This window comes from Nitrobacter sp. TKz-YC02, from assembly GCF_049852135.1.
In the GTDB taxonomy this organism is placed as follows: Bacteria; Pseudomonadota; Alphaproteobacteria; order Rhizobiales; family Xanthobacteraceae; genus Nitrobacter; species Nitrobacter vulgaris.
In genome coordinates, this window is the sequence record NZ_CP180728.1 from 3,660,168 (window position 1) to 3,674,560 (window position 14,393).

The window sequence follows — 14,393 nt, forward strand, 5'->3', positions numbered from 1 at the left end:
TGCCAGTCTAACTGCGGAGGAAATGGCGGATGTTGCCGAAAAAGGGCAGGAAATTACCGATATGGAAAGGTGTCCTCGATGGGCGAGAAGCGTATGCACGGACCATTGCCGAACTGCTGCGCAAGGAGCACGGAGATAGTCATCGGGCGGTCAAGCACCTTATGCGTCAGACCGATGCTAGCGAGAGGACGGTAAAGCATTGGCTTTCCGCACAGCATGGCCCGGATACGGTGTTTTTCTTACGCCTCGTGGTATCGTCGCCCGTCATCAGAGCCTTCGTTCTGGGTCTCATCGAAGGCCCTGCCTCGAATCCATTACGCGATCCGGTGGATCGCTTTTCTCTTGCGGCGGCAAGGCAAGCCTATGTCGTTGGCGAGGCGGCCCTTAGTCCGTCGGCCAAGGGTTATCGGCAAAATGACCCTGAAGATGACCCTGATCGCGACCCTGTAAATGACCCTGAATCGAAAGAACTCAACGAACGACAACATTGGTTCCTAGCTCGGGTCGCGGAGGGAGGCCGATACGGCGCCAAGGAAATAACGACCGTTTGGCAGGTCAGCATGAAAACCGCGCGACGGGACATTGGCGCCCTTCAGAAGGCGCAACTGCTTGAATACATCGGGTCGCGTCGGAAAGGTAGATATCGGCGAAGAGCGAAGTGAGCAGCGGCGAGTAGCCGGTCAGGAACGGGATTTTTTGATGCAGACACAGAACGCGTCCTGAGACGATCTAGCTGAGACACGACGGGGACACAAAAGCCCGCAATTTGCGGACCAAATTCGCGGAAATCGAACTGAATGCCCTACGACCCAGTCTTCGAACTAATCTCTCTTGTTCCCAGGAACGGGAATTTTTCGAGCAGAGACAGAGCCGATTTTTCAGCAGAAATCCGACATGGAGACGGGGGCTTTGAATTTAACAACGCGAGAAAGCCCGCAGTTAACGGCTATTTCGCACCATATAAAATTTGCCAGATAAAACAAAGACTTGGTGGTGGAGCTGACAGAGATCAAACTGGCTGCCCACCACGCAGTCTGTCGAACGAGTCTCCACATTTCCGGAAGCGCATTGTTTATTCGAGGCCATCCCGATGTCGAACTCGTGCTAAAAATCGACTCCGAGGATGAGGCGTCCAAGGACAAAATGGAAAGTCAGCGAGCGCAAGCTAAATCTGATTTTTGGAGATCGGCGATAGATCGTGATGCGCTTCAGAATGACCAGTGGGAATCCGTGGGATGCCCAAGTCGCATTCGAACGCCTGCCGGTCCCACTTGGCCAGGTCAGCGGCCGCTTCGTACGTCGATTGCAGGAAGCTCGTGAGGTCCTCCTGAGGATCGGCACTGGTCCGCACCGCCTCATAAGGCAACAAGAACTCTCCAAGCTTCGGGTCGAAGCGAGCGGCCGCCGGCTTAACGGAGCGGTCGGCGAAGCCCCCGGGCGCCGGATAGGCGTAGGAGTAGAACATCGCCTCATCCACCCCGCCGCCGCCGGGCCAGAATCCAGCCGAGGATACTTCGTGACTATAGGCTTCCTGGGTAATCGAATCCGGAAGCGCGGGAATCCCGCCGGGATGGAGCGGTGCTTTGCGTCCCGAGAACCGTGTCACAGCCAAATCGAACGAGCCCCAGAACAAGTGCACCGGCGAGACCTTGCCAAGATACCCGGTGCGGAATCGTGCAAACACGCGATCGATCTGCACCAGCGCCCGATGGAATCGCTCGACCGCCTTACGGTCGTAGGGCCGCAATGCGGTGTCCTGCGCGAACGGTTTCGCATCGGGAATCTCGTTCGGAGCGCCATGAATGTTCATCCGCCCGCCAAGCCGTTCGACCAGCGTGGTCGTCCGGCTCAGGAAGTCGGCCACACACATTGCCTCCAGCGGAAAGCTCTCACGCATATCGGCCGTTTCGCCGATCAGCGCATGATCGTGGAAGTCAAAGGTCAAGGTGATGGCCGACTTGCCGTCGGGCACCATTCCCGTGGTCAGACCGCGCGGCGTCACATAGAGCGTGGCGTGCCAGGAGTGATTGACCCAGGGTGTGTGCGCGAGCCGGTACTTGCCGACGATCTGGGTCCACAGATGGAGCGCGGTGCATGTTTCGGCCCAATCGTCATAAGGCAAAACCGGCCAGCCCGTTTCTTCCTCGCTCATCCGATCGACTCCATGGCTTGCCGCGCGAGCGCTTGCTTCACCCCCTCGTCCGCTTCCATATGCACGCGGCTCGCCGCGCAAGTGGTCGCCCGGTCCCCCTCCGTTAGCGCCTCTTGACCTCTTCGCTTCCACAGAAAGCTTTACCGGTGCTGCCCACGACCTCTGCGACCAGCTGCTTGTCGACGTAATGGTGCTGGTTGTCAGAACCCTGCTCCAGCTTGATGCGGCCACCCTCGACCTCGTCAACGATTCCGACTTCCGCGCCATGCTTGTCGACAACCTTCATGCGCTCTCTGATTTCAGACATCGGCATTATTCTCCTTTGGACGAAAATAACTCCGATGCGCGTTGAATGGTTGCATTGACCGGCGGAGCCGCTTGGAAGGAGAGCTGAGACGTGCTCGCGACCTCGTGCGACCCTCCGGGGCTCTTTTCTTTGCAGGTTACAATGGGACGTGGAGGTGTTCCACGGCCCACATAATCCACGTGAAGCTTGAGGGCTTCATCGACGGCTTCTTCATCATCCAGCCCGCCTACAGCGAAGCGGAGTTGGCCGGCTCACGACAAGCTGGCGCCCGCGTTCCGAGACGCCTACATCGGCGTCTACCGCAACTTCAGCGGAAGCAAGAGCGGCACAATAGTCTGCGACGACAAAAACCCGTGGGTGATACGCGGCAACGCCCACGACGAGTTGATGCGGCGGTAGAAGCCGCGCTCTTGATGTTTTACCGCCGCCGCACACCTCCTAAGCCGAAGGAGGTCGCCATGCCAATAGAGAAGAAGGCCTGCGCTTACTGCCGCAAGAACCGCTTCGGCCTAGTCCGGCACTTTGTCGGCTTTCACCATCTATGCACTAGGCTCTGCAAGGAGCGGTTCCTGGAACGCCGCATCCGCGAGATAGCTGACTATAGAAAATTACTCGCATCTCTCATAACCGAACAGTTTTGAGATACCGGCACCGCTAAGGGGCCACGCTTCTCCAGCCACACAGGCGGGAAATTCTTGCGTCGCTGGCGACACCTTGGCGGCGAGCCGGATTCGATCGCTCCAAGGCAACCGGTCTGCATGGGTGCGAAAAGCCGTCCAAACTAATGCTGGCACTTGTGCCGCATCGGCCAAACGCGATCGACTTCATCAATACCATCATCGACAAATTCCCGTTCCGAGTCCGCGAGGTTCGAACCGACAATGGTCATGAATTCCAGGCTCAATTCCATTGGCATGTTGAGGACCTCGGCATTCGCCACGCCTACATCAAACCTGCGTCGCCGCAGCTGAACGGCAAGGTCGAGCGGTCGCATCGAACAGATGAGCAGGAGTTCTATCAGCTCCTCACCTACACCGACGATGTCGATCTTCGCGCAAGGCTCTCCGAGTGGGAGCAGTTCTACAACCGCTCCCGGCCTCACGGTGCATTCAACGGAAAGGCACCTTACGAGGTTCTCCGCGAACGACTATAATCCAAGGCCGGATGTCTCATAAGTGCGCTGACATTACAGTGTGGTTCGAGAGCCAGTTGTCGCGCATATGCTGCCCGATATTTTCGACCGGGTTGAGTTCAGGGCATTTCGGCGGCAGCGGGATAATGGTGATGTTGGCGGGAATGAAATTTCTGCGGGAGACTCGGACCCTACGCCATGACAGCTGAGGAGATACTGCACTTGCGTTCCGGGCCATGCCAAGAGTCTTCGCCGGGCGCGGCGCCGTCCGAGCTGCGGCGCGGCAGGGCAAAAATTTCGCCGCTGCGGATCCTGTTGTCTGAGGGATCGAGCACGTCCGCGCGGGAGGCGATCACGATTCTCGGGATGCAGGGGCATCATGTCGAGGTGTGCGATCCGGATCCGCGCTGCCTCGGGCGCTTCTCGCGGTTCGTGCGGCGATTTCATCGCTGCCCGGGCTTGGGTGTCGATCCGGCCGGCTATGTCATCTTCGTGCTGGCGCTCCTCGCGAGGCGGCGTTTGGACGTTCTGCTGCCGATCCACGAGCAGGGATATGCGCTTTCGAAAATCCGCGAGGCGGTCGAAAACCATGTCACCGTCGCGCTGCCGTCGCACGCCGCGTATCAGGAGGCGCACAGCAAAGCCTCCTTCAGCCGCCTCCTGAGCGAGCTCGACCTGCCGCAGCCGCGCACGCAGCTCGTCAAGACGCGCGAGGACGTGCTGGCGCTCGAGCGTTTCCCGCTGATGCTGAAAGCCGCGACCGGCACGGCGAGCCGGACGGTGTGGCCGGTGAAGGGGCCGCGCGAGCTTGCAGCCGCGGTCAAGGAGCTCGCGCGAGGCGGCGCGTTCACCGACGTCATCGTCGCCCAGCAGCTCATCGAAGCTCCGGTGGAGCATGCACAGGCGGTGTTCGACCGCGGGCGACTGTTGGGCATGCACGCCTACCGGCAGATCGTCCGCGGCGCGGGCGGCGGCGACGCTGTGAAGGAAAGCGTCAACCGCCCGCTCGTGCGCGAGCATCTGACGCACATCGGAAAACACCTGGACTGGCACGGTGCCCTGTCGGTGGACTATCTGGCGCCAGGCGAGAACGACGTCCGCTACATCGACTGCAACCCGCGGCTGGTCGAGCCGATGAACGCCCTGCTCGCTGGACACGACCTGTTGAGCCTGCTCCTGCAGGTGACGCGGGGCTCCTCGCCGGAGCCGCTGCCCCCTGGCCGCGCCGGCGTGCGCACGCACCTTGCTCTACAGGCCCTGCTCGGATGCGCCATGCGGACGCGGTCGCGGCTGGAACTCTTGCGCGAATGCCGGCGTTTGCTAACACGAACGGGCATTTACCGGGGCAGCGAGGAGGAGCTGACACCCCTGCGCATCGACTGGCCGAGCGTCATTCCCACCCTGTTTGCAGCCACCTGGCTACTGATCCGGCCAAGGGCGGCGGAGCAACTGGCGAGCAGGGGCTGGGGAGCTCACCTGCTGAACCCGGAAAGCATCCGGATGATCGGGGGTTGGAACGGCCCGCCAGCGTAGTCTTTTCCGTCACCGGGGGCTTGACCCTCTTGGAGCCGCGGACGTGGAACACATCACCCTGCAACCTTGCGTCGAAACGGCGCCGGCCGGCCGTCGCCGCATCCTGGTCACAGGCGGAAACGGATTCATTGGACAGCACCTTGTGGCAGCACTTCGCCGCCGGCACGACATCGTTCGGGTCCTGGATCTGCAACCGCCGCCGCCCGGACCGCTGTCAGAATTCATCGAAGGCACGATCCTGGACCCGCACGACGTGCGGCGTGCGCTAGACGGCGTGGATACCTTGTATCACCTGGCGGCGATCTCGCACCTATGGACGGCGAACCCGGCCGACTTCGAGCGCGTAAACCAACACGGCACCGAGCTCATGCTCGCGGCGGCGCGCGAGATGGGAGTACGGAACATCGTCCACTGCTCCACCGATGCGATCCTGTTTCCGTACCGCAGAGGCAAGACGAAGAGCCCGCAACGCGCCGAAGACATGCCGGGCCCCTATACACGATCGAAATTCCTGGCCGAGCAGGTCGCGCGCGATGCGGCAGCCGACGGACTGCGCGTCGTCATCGTCAATCCCACCGTCCCGATCGGGCCCGGCGATCACAATTTCACCGAGCCGACCCGGATGCTCGAATTGTTCGCGCGCAAGCCGCCGCCGATGGTGCTGGACTCGACGCTGAACCTTGTCGACGTGCGGGATGTCGCAACCGGCCTCATCCTGGCCGGAGAACGCGGCCGGGCAGGCGAACAATACATTCTCGGCGGCGAGAACGTCAGCGTGCGCGAGCTCGCGCGGCGGGTCGGCAGCCTGTGCGGCCGCAGCACCAACGTGCACGCGCTGCCGGGTCCCCTGGCACTCGCGATCGGCGCGGCGTCCGAATGGTTCGAAGGTCAGATGATCCGCCGCACGCCGCGCGTCTCAATCGAGGCGGTGCGCATCGCGCTGCGCTCGATCCCGCTGGACACGCGCAAGGCAGAGACCGAGCTCGGCTATCTGCCCCACCCGATCGACGACGCGATCGCCGACGCCGTCGCCTGGCTCACGCGCCGCGAGGCGGTGGATGCGGTTCGGGTGTCCGCTTAGTCGGGCGGCTGGAGCGTTTTGCGCATGTCATTGCCTTTCATGCCATGACAACTCATGGATGCGATAACAAACCTCATCGATTGAGCATTCGACCCTGATGCGATCGCGTCAAATCGCGGTTGTCATGCCCGCCATAGACGTTTGAAGAACGGCGTCCTTCGCCTATGGGCGGGCATCCAGTACTCCGCCGGGACAGGCCAGGCCAACCGTGAGAAGGATACCATGCTCGCAAGCTCGCGGCATCGCCATCGCGCCTCCTCTCCGATTCACTCCGCGATCACATCCGGGACGCCCAATCTTCGCAGCGCCACCTCGCTCGACACGGTGCTCCACAAGGTGAGACGCGCGGTGAGCGCGGTGAGCGCGGCATCGGCCGCCTCCTCCCAGCGCCGTTCGTCGTCTCCGCACAATTCGGCGAGCATCGTCACGGCCATGGGGCCGTGATTGTCCTCATCAAGCCCGATGTGACGATCAAGGTAAACCTGAAGAAGACCGAGCGAAGCGGACCGCTGGCACGAAAGGGAATCGATCAATTTCCTGAACATGCCGGGGATCGCGTCCTCGCGGCCGAATGTGAAGGCGGCTGCGATTTGGTGAAGATTGTCCGAGGCGATGATCTCGAAGGTCTTACCGACGAAGGCGCGGGCGCCGACCGGTGCGGAACAGTCGGCCAAAGCAGCGGGCACATCAGCTCCCGTACGCAGGGCTGTCACGAACGCGTCGATCGGCCGGGTCTCCGCACCGGCCGCCAGCATGGCCGAACGATAGAGCTCGAAATGGCTGACGGGCTCGCCGTCGATCATGTCAGACTCTTCTTCGAGCACGATCTCGTTGATCAGCCGCCGCATGCGAGCCGACCCCACCGGCAACCAGGGGACCTCGACACAACTCAGACGGCGCTGCAGGCTCTTGAGCAGCGACATGAAATCCCAGACCGCGAAGACATGGTGCTCCATGAAGACGCGGACATCCTCGATGCATTGAAGACCCGCATAGACGTTATGACGTGCAAGCTGGTTGCGTGCCGGCTCGAGTCGGCGCAAAAGGTTGTGCATTCCGGGGGCTGACATGCGTTGTCCTTTCATTCCGTGAGATTTGATGTGCTGTGGCATTGATCGCGCTTTCGGCCGGTATTTCCTTCCCGAGAAAGCGGGTCACCATCGAGCGGCAATATCCTCCCGCATGATGAACCGCGATCAGATCCCCGATTTCGGGTACGATCAGCGCGACGGAGCGGGCGAGAAAGTCGCGCGAATAAGTGGAATTCCCAGAGAGCCAGATCGGACGGTCAGCGATTAGGCGCAGCTCTCCGCAGATCACGACCACGCATGCGTGGCGGGCCTTTTCCGGATAAAGGAGCGGCCGCGGGACTTGGGAAATACATTTCATTCGAGCACCCGGGCGCCACTGATAAATCGGTAGGCGAAGACGCCTCATTTTGATCAGGCGGGCACGTCTGATTTTTTACGGTGATATTACCGATAATCTCTATCTGTATTTCCAGCCGGATTTTGCCAGTACTCCGTCTGGCTCCTGCACAGGCCATTTCGGTCAGTTAAGAGATGGCTACGCCGATATCTCCTTCGATGAGAAAAAGAGTTCCGTGTCAGGCTCGGGCAATCAAAGATTCCTTTCAGTTTTGAGAACATGCAATCGAGCCAAAATCGCCTTGCATTTGACCGTAATGACGAATTGAACGCTCGGCTGGTCGGGCGAGGACTGGCTGGCCTTTTTCGACGAGCGGGCCGGCAGATCGAGGCGAAGGACAATACGCATAGCGTGGGCCACGGCTGACGGCTTCGTGTTCCACGACCGCACCGGACAAAGCGCCACCCCATCGCCGAGTTCGATGCGGTCTGTCCCGTGAACAAGCGGAGGCCCGCGCCTTCGCGGCTTGCGTCGCCGAATGGCTGAAACGCAAGCCGGTGCTCGCCGCCCGGCCGCTGCCTCGGCTGCGGTGGAAGCGAGCACGCCCATGACAGGTTGCTGCCCTTCGGCGCCGAACCCGACCGGCCATGCCTGGCTGCACTCGCGCTGCTGGGACGCCTGGCACACAGGCCGGAAGTCCGAAGCTGGACACCACCAGAAACCTGATTTCGGCATGGCAAATATCGACGATGCTTCGTTCCGCACACGTCGAGCTTTGTACGTGGCGGTGACAAATTAGGCATGTAGCGTCGGCCCGATCCGGTGGATGGTCATCGACGCCCAGCGCTCGTCGGAACGAGATTGTCGGAACCACGAAAAGGTCCATCGCCGCGATCCCGTCAGCATGGTTACGAAGGAACGTCTTCCATCCTTGTGACGGAGGGGCCCTCCTCCGCGCGCCATATACTTGGCGACGCTGGTCTGGCCGATCTCGATACCAAGCTTGAGCAGCTCACCATGGATTCTCGGTGCTCCCCACAACGGATTGGCAAGGCTCATCTCGCGGATCAGCCGGCGAATTTCTAACGGCACCGCCGGTCGACCGCAGCGGCGTCGCGATTGCCAGCGCCAATACAATCTGAACCCGGCACGATGCCAACTGACGACAGTCTCCGGCTTCACAATCGTCAGTGCGTTGAGGGTGCTTGGCACCAAACGATACAGCCCAACGAAGATCAGACGATCGATGGCACCAAAGGTCAGTCTCTTCGGCAGATGCCGTCGCTGGATGATAAGTTGATGACGAAGGGTCAGGACTCATTGATCAGATCCAGAAGATGACGGTTGCTGCGATGCAGATAGCCGAGAAGAAGGTGTGAGCGCATCGATCGTAGCGGGTGTGGATACGCCGCCAGTTCTTGAGCCTGCCGAACGCATTTTCGATCTTGAGCCGTTGGCGATAGAGAATACGGTCATGTTCGATCGGCGTTGCGCGGTTGGACTTTGATGGGATGCAGGCCGTGATGCCCCGGGCCGCGAGTGCCTGGCGGAACCAGTTGGCGTCATAGCCCTTGTCGCCGAGCAACTGCTTGGCGGACGGCAGCGCATTGATCATCAATGCGGCCCCTTTATAATCGCTCATCTGGCCTTCGCTATGCAGCATGATAACAGGGCGTCCCTGACCATCGCAGACGGCGTGCAGCTTTGAGTTCAGACCGCCCTTCGTGCGGCCGATACGTCGGGGAACAGGCCCTTTTTTAAAAGGCTTGCGGCGGTGCGATGCGCCTTCAGATGGGTGGCGTCGATCATTAACCGCTTCGGTGCGCCGCCCTTACGAGCCAGTTCGGCAAATATCTTGTTGAACACACCAAGACGGCTCCAGCGCACGAAGCGATTGTAGACGGTCTTGCGCGGACCATACTCACGCGGCGCATCACGCCAGCGCAGACCGCTCCTGATGACAAAAATGATGCCGCTGATCACCCGCCGGTCATCAACCCTCGCAACTCCGTGCCGGCGCATCTGCGCCTCGGTGAGCAGAAACAAATCGGACATCGCGGCGTCTCCCAGCAACGCCAATGAATCAGTCCAAACACCTCTCCGCAAGAGAACTAATGGGTCCTGAACCTAGAAACTAGTAACCCCAGGAGGTCGAGATGTACTTCGTCTCGAGATATTCGGCGAGGCCGTGATGCGAGCCCTCGCGGCCGATGCCGCTCTGCTTGATGCCCCCGAACGGCGCCGCCGGATCCGACACCAGACCGCGATTGAGGCCGATCATGCCGCTGTCGATCTTCTCGGAGACGCGCAAGCCGCGCGCCAGATCTTTGGTGAAGACATAAGCGACGAGGCCATATTCGGTGTCGTTGGCGCACTTAACCGCGTCTTCTTCGTTGTCGAAGACGACGATCGGCGCCACTGGTCCAAAGATTTCCTCGGTCAGCACGCGCGAGCCCGGCGCAATGTTTGTTAGCACGGTCGGCGCATAGAAATAGCCGGCGCGCTCAAGCACCTTGCCGCCAGTGAGGACCTTGGCGCCGCGGCCAGTCGCGTCGGTCACGAGTTCGGCGACCTTGTCGAGGGTCGAGGCATTGACCAGCGGACCGAGCTTTGTCGCGGGATCGGTGCCGTTGCCGACCTGGAGCGCCGCCATGCGCTCGGCGAGCTTCTTGCTGAAGGCATCGGCTATGCCGCGCTGGGCATAAAAGCGGTTCGCCGCGGTGCAGGCCTCGCCGCCATTGCGCATTTTGGCGATCATCGCGGCTTCAACCGCGGCATCAAGATCGGCATCGTCGAAAACGACGAAGGGCGCGTTGCCGCCGAGCTCCATCGAGCAGTTAACGACATGATCGGCGGCATCCTTGAGCAGCACGCGGCCGACTTCGGTCGAACCGGTGAAGGAGAGCTTGCGCACCCGTGGATCGTGTAGCATCGCGCTGACGACCTTACCGGCGGTCGAGGTGGTGAGTACGTTGACGACGCCGTTGGGCACGCCCGCTTCTGCGAGCAATGCCGCCATCGCATAGGCGGTGAGCGGCGTCTCGGTGGCGGGCTTGAGGATCATGGTGCAGCCCGCGGCGAGAGCCGGGCCGATCTTACGCGTCGCCATCGCGGCGGGGAAGTTCCAGGGCGTCACCAGCACGGCAAGGCCGACCGGCTGCTGAATCACGATCATCTTGTTGGCGCCGCCGGGCGCGGTGCCGATCTCGCCGAAGATGCGCACCGCCTCCTCCGCATACCAGCGAAAAAATTCCGCGGCGTAGAGCGCCTCGCTCTTGGCGTCACCCAGCGCCTTGCCGTTTTCGAGAGAGATCAGCTCGGCATACCAGTCGGCGCGCGCCACCATGAGTTCGAACGCCTTGCGCAGAATCTCGCCGCGCACGCGCGGCGCGGTCGCAGCCCATGCCGCGCCCGCCTGATAGGCCGCATCCACGGCCTTAATGGCGTCGGAAACGGTGGCGTTGGCGACGCTCGCGATGCGCTTCTCTGTCGAGGGATCAACCACGTCGATGCGCTTGCCCTCCGCACCAGGCACCCATTTGCCGCCGATGAATAGATCGGTCGGGACGCGCGAGAAATCGTTACCCGTGACTTTGACGACTGCCTGTGCGGACATGATTTGGTCCTGTGTGTACCGAAAACTTACACGCAGATTGCGCCACAAAACAATCAACTGATGTCGAAGCGCCGCGTTCTCAGCTTCAAGCCGCAACTTCGACTTGAATGGCGAGGTCAGGACAGCCAAAGCGAAACAGAGCAGCCCGATCATTTCGCCAGTTTAGGGTCGTCCGGCTCGATCGCAGAGACCTCGTCTGGATCAACGTCACGAGGGCATATTTCGGCCTCGCGCCATATTGGACTCCACCAAATTTCTGGCGCAATCTCGTCTTGATGGCAGCCGCCCAAACAGAGGGATCATAGCGCTCGCCGGAGGCTGTGTTCGGGCTGCCCTCCCGCCATCCGGGCCGGAACGGATTGTACGGGGATGCTGCGCCAACGATCGCATCCCCAGAAGCGGCATTGACGACGGCGCTTGAATGAACTGCACCGATTTCACTTCGAGCAACGGTAACAGAAATGGTAAGCGCAACTACGGCACCGCAAATTGCGGCGCTCGAGCGAAATGACATCATAACTCCTCGACTGGTTTTCTAGATCGTTCGGTTCCCGATGCCGCAAAACACGGTCAAGCGAACGCGGATGCGTTTACGAACTCGCGCCAATTTTTGCGGATTTCTGCCAATCCTGGCGACGGAACCGTTGTGGGAACCAGGGTGGCCCTCGCACAAGGTGATCTTAGTTTTCACCGACTAAGACAGAAATTGCGTCAGCAGCATGACTGCATAGAATTCCCGGCGCCAGTCGCAGCAGCACGACGCGCGACCCGCGGATGCTGTTTCACCCTTGAAAGCAGGCCGCTGCGACCGCGAGCTTTTGCGGTGCAGGCACATAGCGGCTTCTTCGCTTCGTTTGATGAAAGGCCTGACTACGCGTCAGCCACAGCCGATCAAAACCCTCTTGCTACTCTGGGGGCGTCCACAGAAGACCCCAGTCCACGCGGACGAGGAAATCTCTTTCCTCCGGCCACGAGCAGATAATAGTCAGGATTCAAGCAACTATCTGCTCGATTGCCGGGTGACGCCAACGCGCCAGCCGTTGAAGCGGATTGACCGAGGAGCCTCTTTCATTCTCAGTTCGATAATACCCTCTGGAGAATTGCATCGACGGAGTGCGGCGAAATTCCAAGTTCAATAAATCCAGGCATCTCCGGTGATGACACCGTATCGATCTGCATCAGTTCCACTTGATTGCGAGTTAGGAGTGGACCCGGAAACATTTCGGAAGCCCATGCGAGTGCATGCCAAACGGCAAACGGGATCGGAATCAACAGGGGCGCAAGGCCGGCTTGGCGCGCAATGGCTCCGAGAAGTTCTTTGTAGGAGTAGACACGAGGGCCGCCGAGCTCGAAGATCATCGAAGGCGTCTCGGCGTGCTGCATGACCCGGCCAATCGCCTCCGCAACATCCTCCACATAGGCCGGCTGCAGCCTGGTCAGGCCGTGGCCAAACATCGGATAGATTGGAAGCTGGCGGAGGAGCTTGAGGATGGTGGTGAGAAACGCGTCGTCCGGTCCGAACATCACCGCCGGGCGGATGAAAAGTGCATCGGCGAACGCGGCTTGGATCGCCATTTCGCCTTCGCCGCGCTTTCGGATGTAGTGTGACTGTGAGGTCGGATTGGCGCCGATTCCTGAAACATGAATGAGTCGCTCGACTCCGACCCGGCGCGCTTGCGCTGCCACCCGTTGAGCCGACTCGACATGAACGGAATGAAAAGTCTCCTGTCCGTGCTCGACGTAAAGACTAACCGCATTTACAAGACCGTAAGCGCCAGCAAGCGCATCCGCAACTGACCGCTCGTCGTGAATGTTGGCCCGGACGGATTGAAGTTGTGGATCATCAGGACCGAACAGTCTGTTCCCCCGATCCGGATGCCTTGACGCGACCCGAACAGGAAATCCGCGATAGCGCAGATGCTGAACGATGCGGCGGCCGAGAAAGCCGGTTCCACCAAACACTGTCACGATGCGACCGCTCGTTGCTACCATGACTCGAACTCGCCAAATTGCGGCGACCACTGTTCATCGGAGCACCATACGCGCCCCCAGCACCTTGGAATGGCAGGCCGCTTCGAGCAGCTATTGGACGGAAGCTGGAAGCAAGCGCCGAGCGAAACTGAGTTCGTGGCGGTCGGGGTCAATTAGGTGGAAGAAGCGCTCACCCCACTCGGCAACGCGGGGTGCGGTGGTTGGCTGGCACCCTGCTGCGAGCGCACGTTCATAGAGTGCATCAACATCGGTGACGTAGAAGATAACGCGGCCCCACCAGGACCAGCGCCGCTCGGCAGGCTGCGCGATGAGGTTCAGATAGCCCGCCCCCGCGCGAAAGCTAGTGAATGACGACTCTTCGCCGCCATGCAGGACTTCAAATCCCAGCGCGCGGTAGAATCGAACAGCTCGCGGCATTTCGTGTGTGGCCAGCGTGATTGCGCTGATCCCCTCAATCATGGATAGGGCTCTCCTGTTTCTTCCTGTGCGTCATTTGTAGTCGACTTCTCCACCGGTCTGATTTGTGAAATTGCTTCCAAGCCTGACCCCACCCGCGAGGTAGCGCATTTCATTGATCATACGAAGGAATTCATGATTTCGGGTGGGGTCACGTTTCGCGCGAATATGACCCACCGTAATCCGCTTTTTCCTAGCGATTTCAATGCGCAGCAGGCGTCGGGGGGTGGGGTCATCGTTCGGCGCGTTTTCACACGCTCCGACCAACGCCAACCAAATTAGGCTACAGACCTCTCGCATAAGGCAGGAGCATCGCTCGATTCGATATCAGTTGCCAGCAAGATTGAGTTTCCGACAGGGACAAGTATCGCTGATGCTCCGATCTTTATTCCCCGACGACAGAATCGATGATTACTGCCGTCCCGTTCGCCACCCACTCAGATTCAGTCCCAATAATGCCGCACCATTCAGCCCGCAGTTCTGCTGCGATGTAGATGGCAGACATGAAGGTATGTGCACATCGTCGTAACGGGTATCCAGGCCCGCAAGATCGATGTCATTGTGGTCTACAAGGTCGATCGTCTGACTCGCTCGCTCGCCGACACCCCAAACTGGTCGAGCTGTTCGATGCCCATCGAGTGTCGTTTGTCTCGGTGACCCAGCAGTTCAATACCACAACTGTCCGGGATCAGCGCCTATGGCACAGAATTGAAGGTATGATTTAAGGAGAGTTCGGTTCTCGTCGATGACGAAGGA

Annotated in this window: 12 protein-coding genes and 3 pseudogenes; 6 read left to right on the top strand and 9 right to left on the bottom strand. The window is 60.2% G+C overall.

The annotated features are described in order from the left end of the window. Window positions 1-29: 29 nt before the first annotated feature. The gene (locus ACM561_RS17600; RefSeq protein WP_425906780.1) at window positions 30-662 is read left to right on the top strand and encodes a hypothetical protein; all 633 of its coding nucleotides are present in this window, start codon (window positions 30-32) and stop codon (window positions 660-662) included. Between the two features lie 503 nt (window positions 663-1,165). On the opposite strand, the gene ACM561_RS17605 is transcribed toward ACM561_RS17600, so the two are convergent. Then, a complete protein-coding gene (locus ACM561_RS17605) occupies window positions 1,166-2,152 on the bottom strand; it encodes a DUF5996 family protein (RefSeq protein ID WP_425906782.1) in 987 nt (328 codons plus the stop codon). Between the two features lie 103 nt (window positions 2,153-2,255). Further along, the gene (locus ACM561_RS17610; protein WP_425906784.1) at window positions 2,256-2,459 is read right to left on the bottom strand and encodes a DUF2171 domain-containing protein; all 204 of its coding nucleotides are present in this window, start codon (window positions 2,457-2,459) and stop codon (window positions 2,256-2,258) included. A gap of 811 nt (window positions 2,460-3,270) precedes the next feature. Here ACM561_RS17610 and ACM561_RS17615 point away from each other — a divergent pair. Next, a pseudogene (locus ACM561_RS17615) lies at window positions 3,271-3,612 on the top strand (integrase core domain-containing protein); the annotation flags it as partial. Between the two features lie 43 nt (window positions 3,613-3,655). Here the strand turns inward: ACM561_RS17615 and ACM561_RS17620 are convergent. After that, a pseudogene (locus ACM561_RS17620) lies at window positions 3,656-3,763 on the bottom strand (IS630-like element ISWpi10 family transposase); the annotation flags it as partial. A 26-nt stretch (window positions 3,764-3,789) separates the two neighbouring features. Here ACM561_RS17620 and ACM561_RS17625 point away from each other — a divergent pair. Further along, window positions 3,790-5,124 carry a hypothetical protein gene (locus tag ACM561_RS17625; RefSeq protein ID WP_425906786.1) on the top strand — a complete coding sequence of 445 codons (1,335 nt, stop codon included), beginning with the start codon at window positions 3,790-3,792 and terminating at the stop codon, window positions 5,122-5,124. A 43-nt stretch (window positions 5,125-5,167) separates the two neighbouring features. After that, on the top strand, window positions 5,168-6,205 hold the full coding sequence (locus tag ACM561_RS17630; RefSeq protein WP_425906787.1) for an NAD-dependent epimerase/dehydratase family protein: 1,038 nt from the start codon (window positions 5,168-5,170) through the stop codon (window positions 6,203-6,205). A 266-nt stretch (window positions 6,206-6,471) separates the two neighbouring features. On the opposite strand, the gene ACM561_RS17635 is transcribed toward ACM561_RS17630, so the two are convergent. Then, entirely contained in the window at window positions 6,472-7,317 is an 846-nt protein-coding gene (locus tag ACM561_RS17635) for a DUF3050 domain-containing protein (RefSeq protein WP_425906788.1), read from the bottom strand. A 535-nt stretch (window positions 7,318-7,852) separates the two neighbouring features. Between ACM561_RS17635 and ACM561_RS17640 the strand changes: the two genes are divergently transcribed. Further along, window positions 7,853-7,999 (top strand): hypothetical protein, encoded by a 147-nt coding sequence (locus tag ACM561_RS17640; protein WP_425906790.1) that lies wholly within the window; start codon window positions 7,853-7,855, stop codon window positions 7,997-7,999. A 369-nt stretch (window positions 8,000-8,368) separates the two neighbouring features. Here the strand turns inward: ACM561_RS17640 and ACM561_RS17645 are convergent, their stop codons facing one another. The 5 genes from ACM561_RS17645 to ACM561_RS17665 all read right to left on the bottom strand — a co-directional run bounded on the left by ACM561_RS17645 (window position 8,369) and on the right by ACM561_RS17665 (window position 13,640). Continuing rightward, on the bottom strand, window positions 8,369-8,788 hold the full coding sequence (locus ACM561_RS17645; RefSeq protein WP_425906792.1) for a hypothetical protein: 420 nt from the start codon (window positions 8,786-8,788) through the stop codon (window positions 8,369-8,371). A gap of 109 nt (window positions 8,789-8,897) precedes the next feature. Next, window positions 8,898-9,628 (bottom strand): IS5 family transposase gene (locus tag ACM561_RS17650; RefSeq protein ID WP_425906793.1). Its coding sequence is split into 2 segments (ribosomal slippage): window positions 8,898-9,319 and window positions 9,319-9,628, totalling 732 coding nucleotides; the frame shifts between segments, so codons are not numbered across the junction. A 79-nt stretch (window positions 9,629-9,707) separates the two neighbouring features. Next, window positions 9,708-11,189 carry an NAD-dependent succinate-semialdehyde dehydrogenase gene (locus ACM561_RS17655; RefSeq protein WP_425906794.1) on the bottom strand — a complete coding sequence of 494 codons (1,482 nt, stop codon included), beginning with the start codon at window positions 11,187-11,189 and terminating at the stop codon, window positions 9,708-9,710. Window positions 11,190-12,263: 1,074 nt separating this feature from the next. Continuing rightward, window positions 12,264-13,157, bottom strand: a complete 894-nt coding sequence (locus ACM561_RS17660) for a complex I NDUFA9 subunit family protein (RefSeq protein ID WP_425905407.1) — start codon at window positions 13,155-13,157, stop codon at window positions 12,264-12,266. Between the two features lie 114 nt (window positions 13,158-13,271). Continuing rightward, window positions 13,272-13,640 carry a VOC family protein gene (locus ACM561_RS17665; protein ID WP_425905408.1) on the bottom strand — a complete coding sequence of 123 codons (369 nt, stop codon included), beginning with the start codon at window positions 13,638-13,640 and terminating at the stop codon, window positions 13,272-13,274. A 531-nt stretch (window positions 13,641-14,171) separates the two neighbouring features. Between ACM561_RS17665 and ACM561_RS17670 the strand changes: the two are divergent. Further along, window positions 14,172-14,317, top strand: a pseudogene (locus ACM561_RS17670) (recombinase family protein); the annotation flags it as partial. Window positions 14,318-14,393: the final 76 nt, after the last annotated feature.

Bases quoted from the DNA above. Each gene is read 5' to 3' on its own strand.
- ACM561_RS17600 (WP_425906780.1), top strand. From the start codon at position 30: ATGTTGCCGAAAAAGGGCAGGAAATTACCGATATGGAAAGGTGTCCTC.
- ACM561_RS17605 (WP_425906782.1), bottom strand. From the start codon at position 2,152: ATGAGCGAGGAAGAAACGGGCTGGCCGGTTTTGCCTTATGACGATTGG.
- ACM561_RS17610 (WP_425906784.1), bottom strand. From the start codon at position 2,459: ATGTCTGAAATCAGAGAGCGCATGAAGGTTGTCGACAAGCATGGCGCG.
- ACM561_RS17625 (WP_425906786.1), top strand. From the start codon at position 3,790: ATGACAGCTGAGGAGATACTGCACTTGCGTTCCGGGCCATGCCAAGAG.
- ACM561_RS17635 (WP_425906788.1), bottom strand. From the start codon at position 7,317: ATGCCACAGCACATCAAATCTCACGGAATGAAAGGACAACGCATGTCA.
- ACM561_RS17640 (WP_425906790.1), top strand. From the start codon at position 7,853: ATGCAATCGAGCCAAAATCGCCTTGCATTTGACCGTAATGACGAATTG.
- ACM561_RS17655 (WP_425906794.1), bottom strand. From the start codon at position 11,189: ATGTCCGCACAGGCAGTCGTCAAAGTCACGGGTAACGATTTCTCGCGC.
- ACM561_RS17665 (WP_425905408.1), bottom strand. From the start codon at position 13,640: ATGATTGAGGGGATCAGCGCAATCACGCTGGCCACACACGAAATGCCG.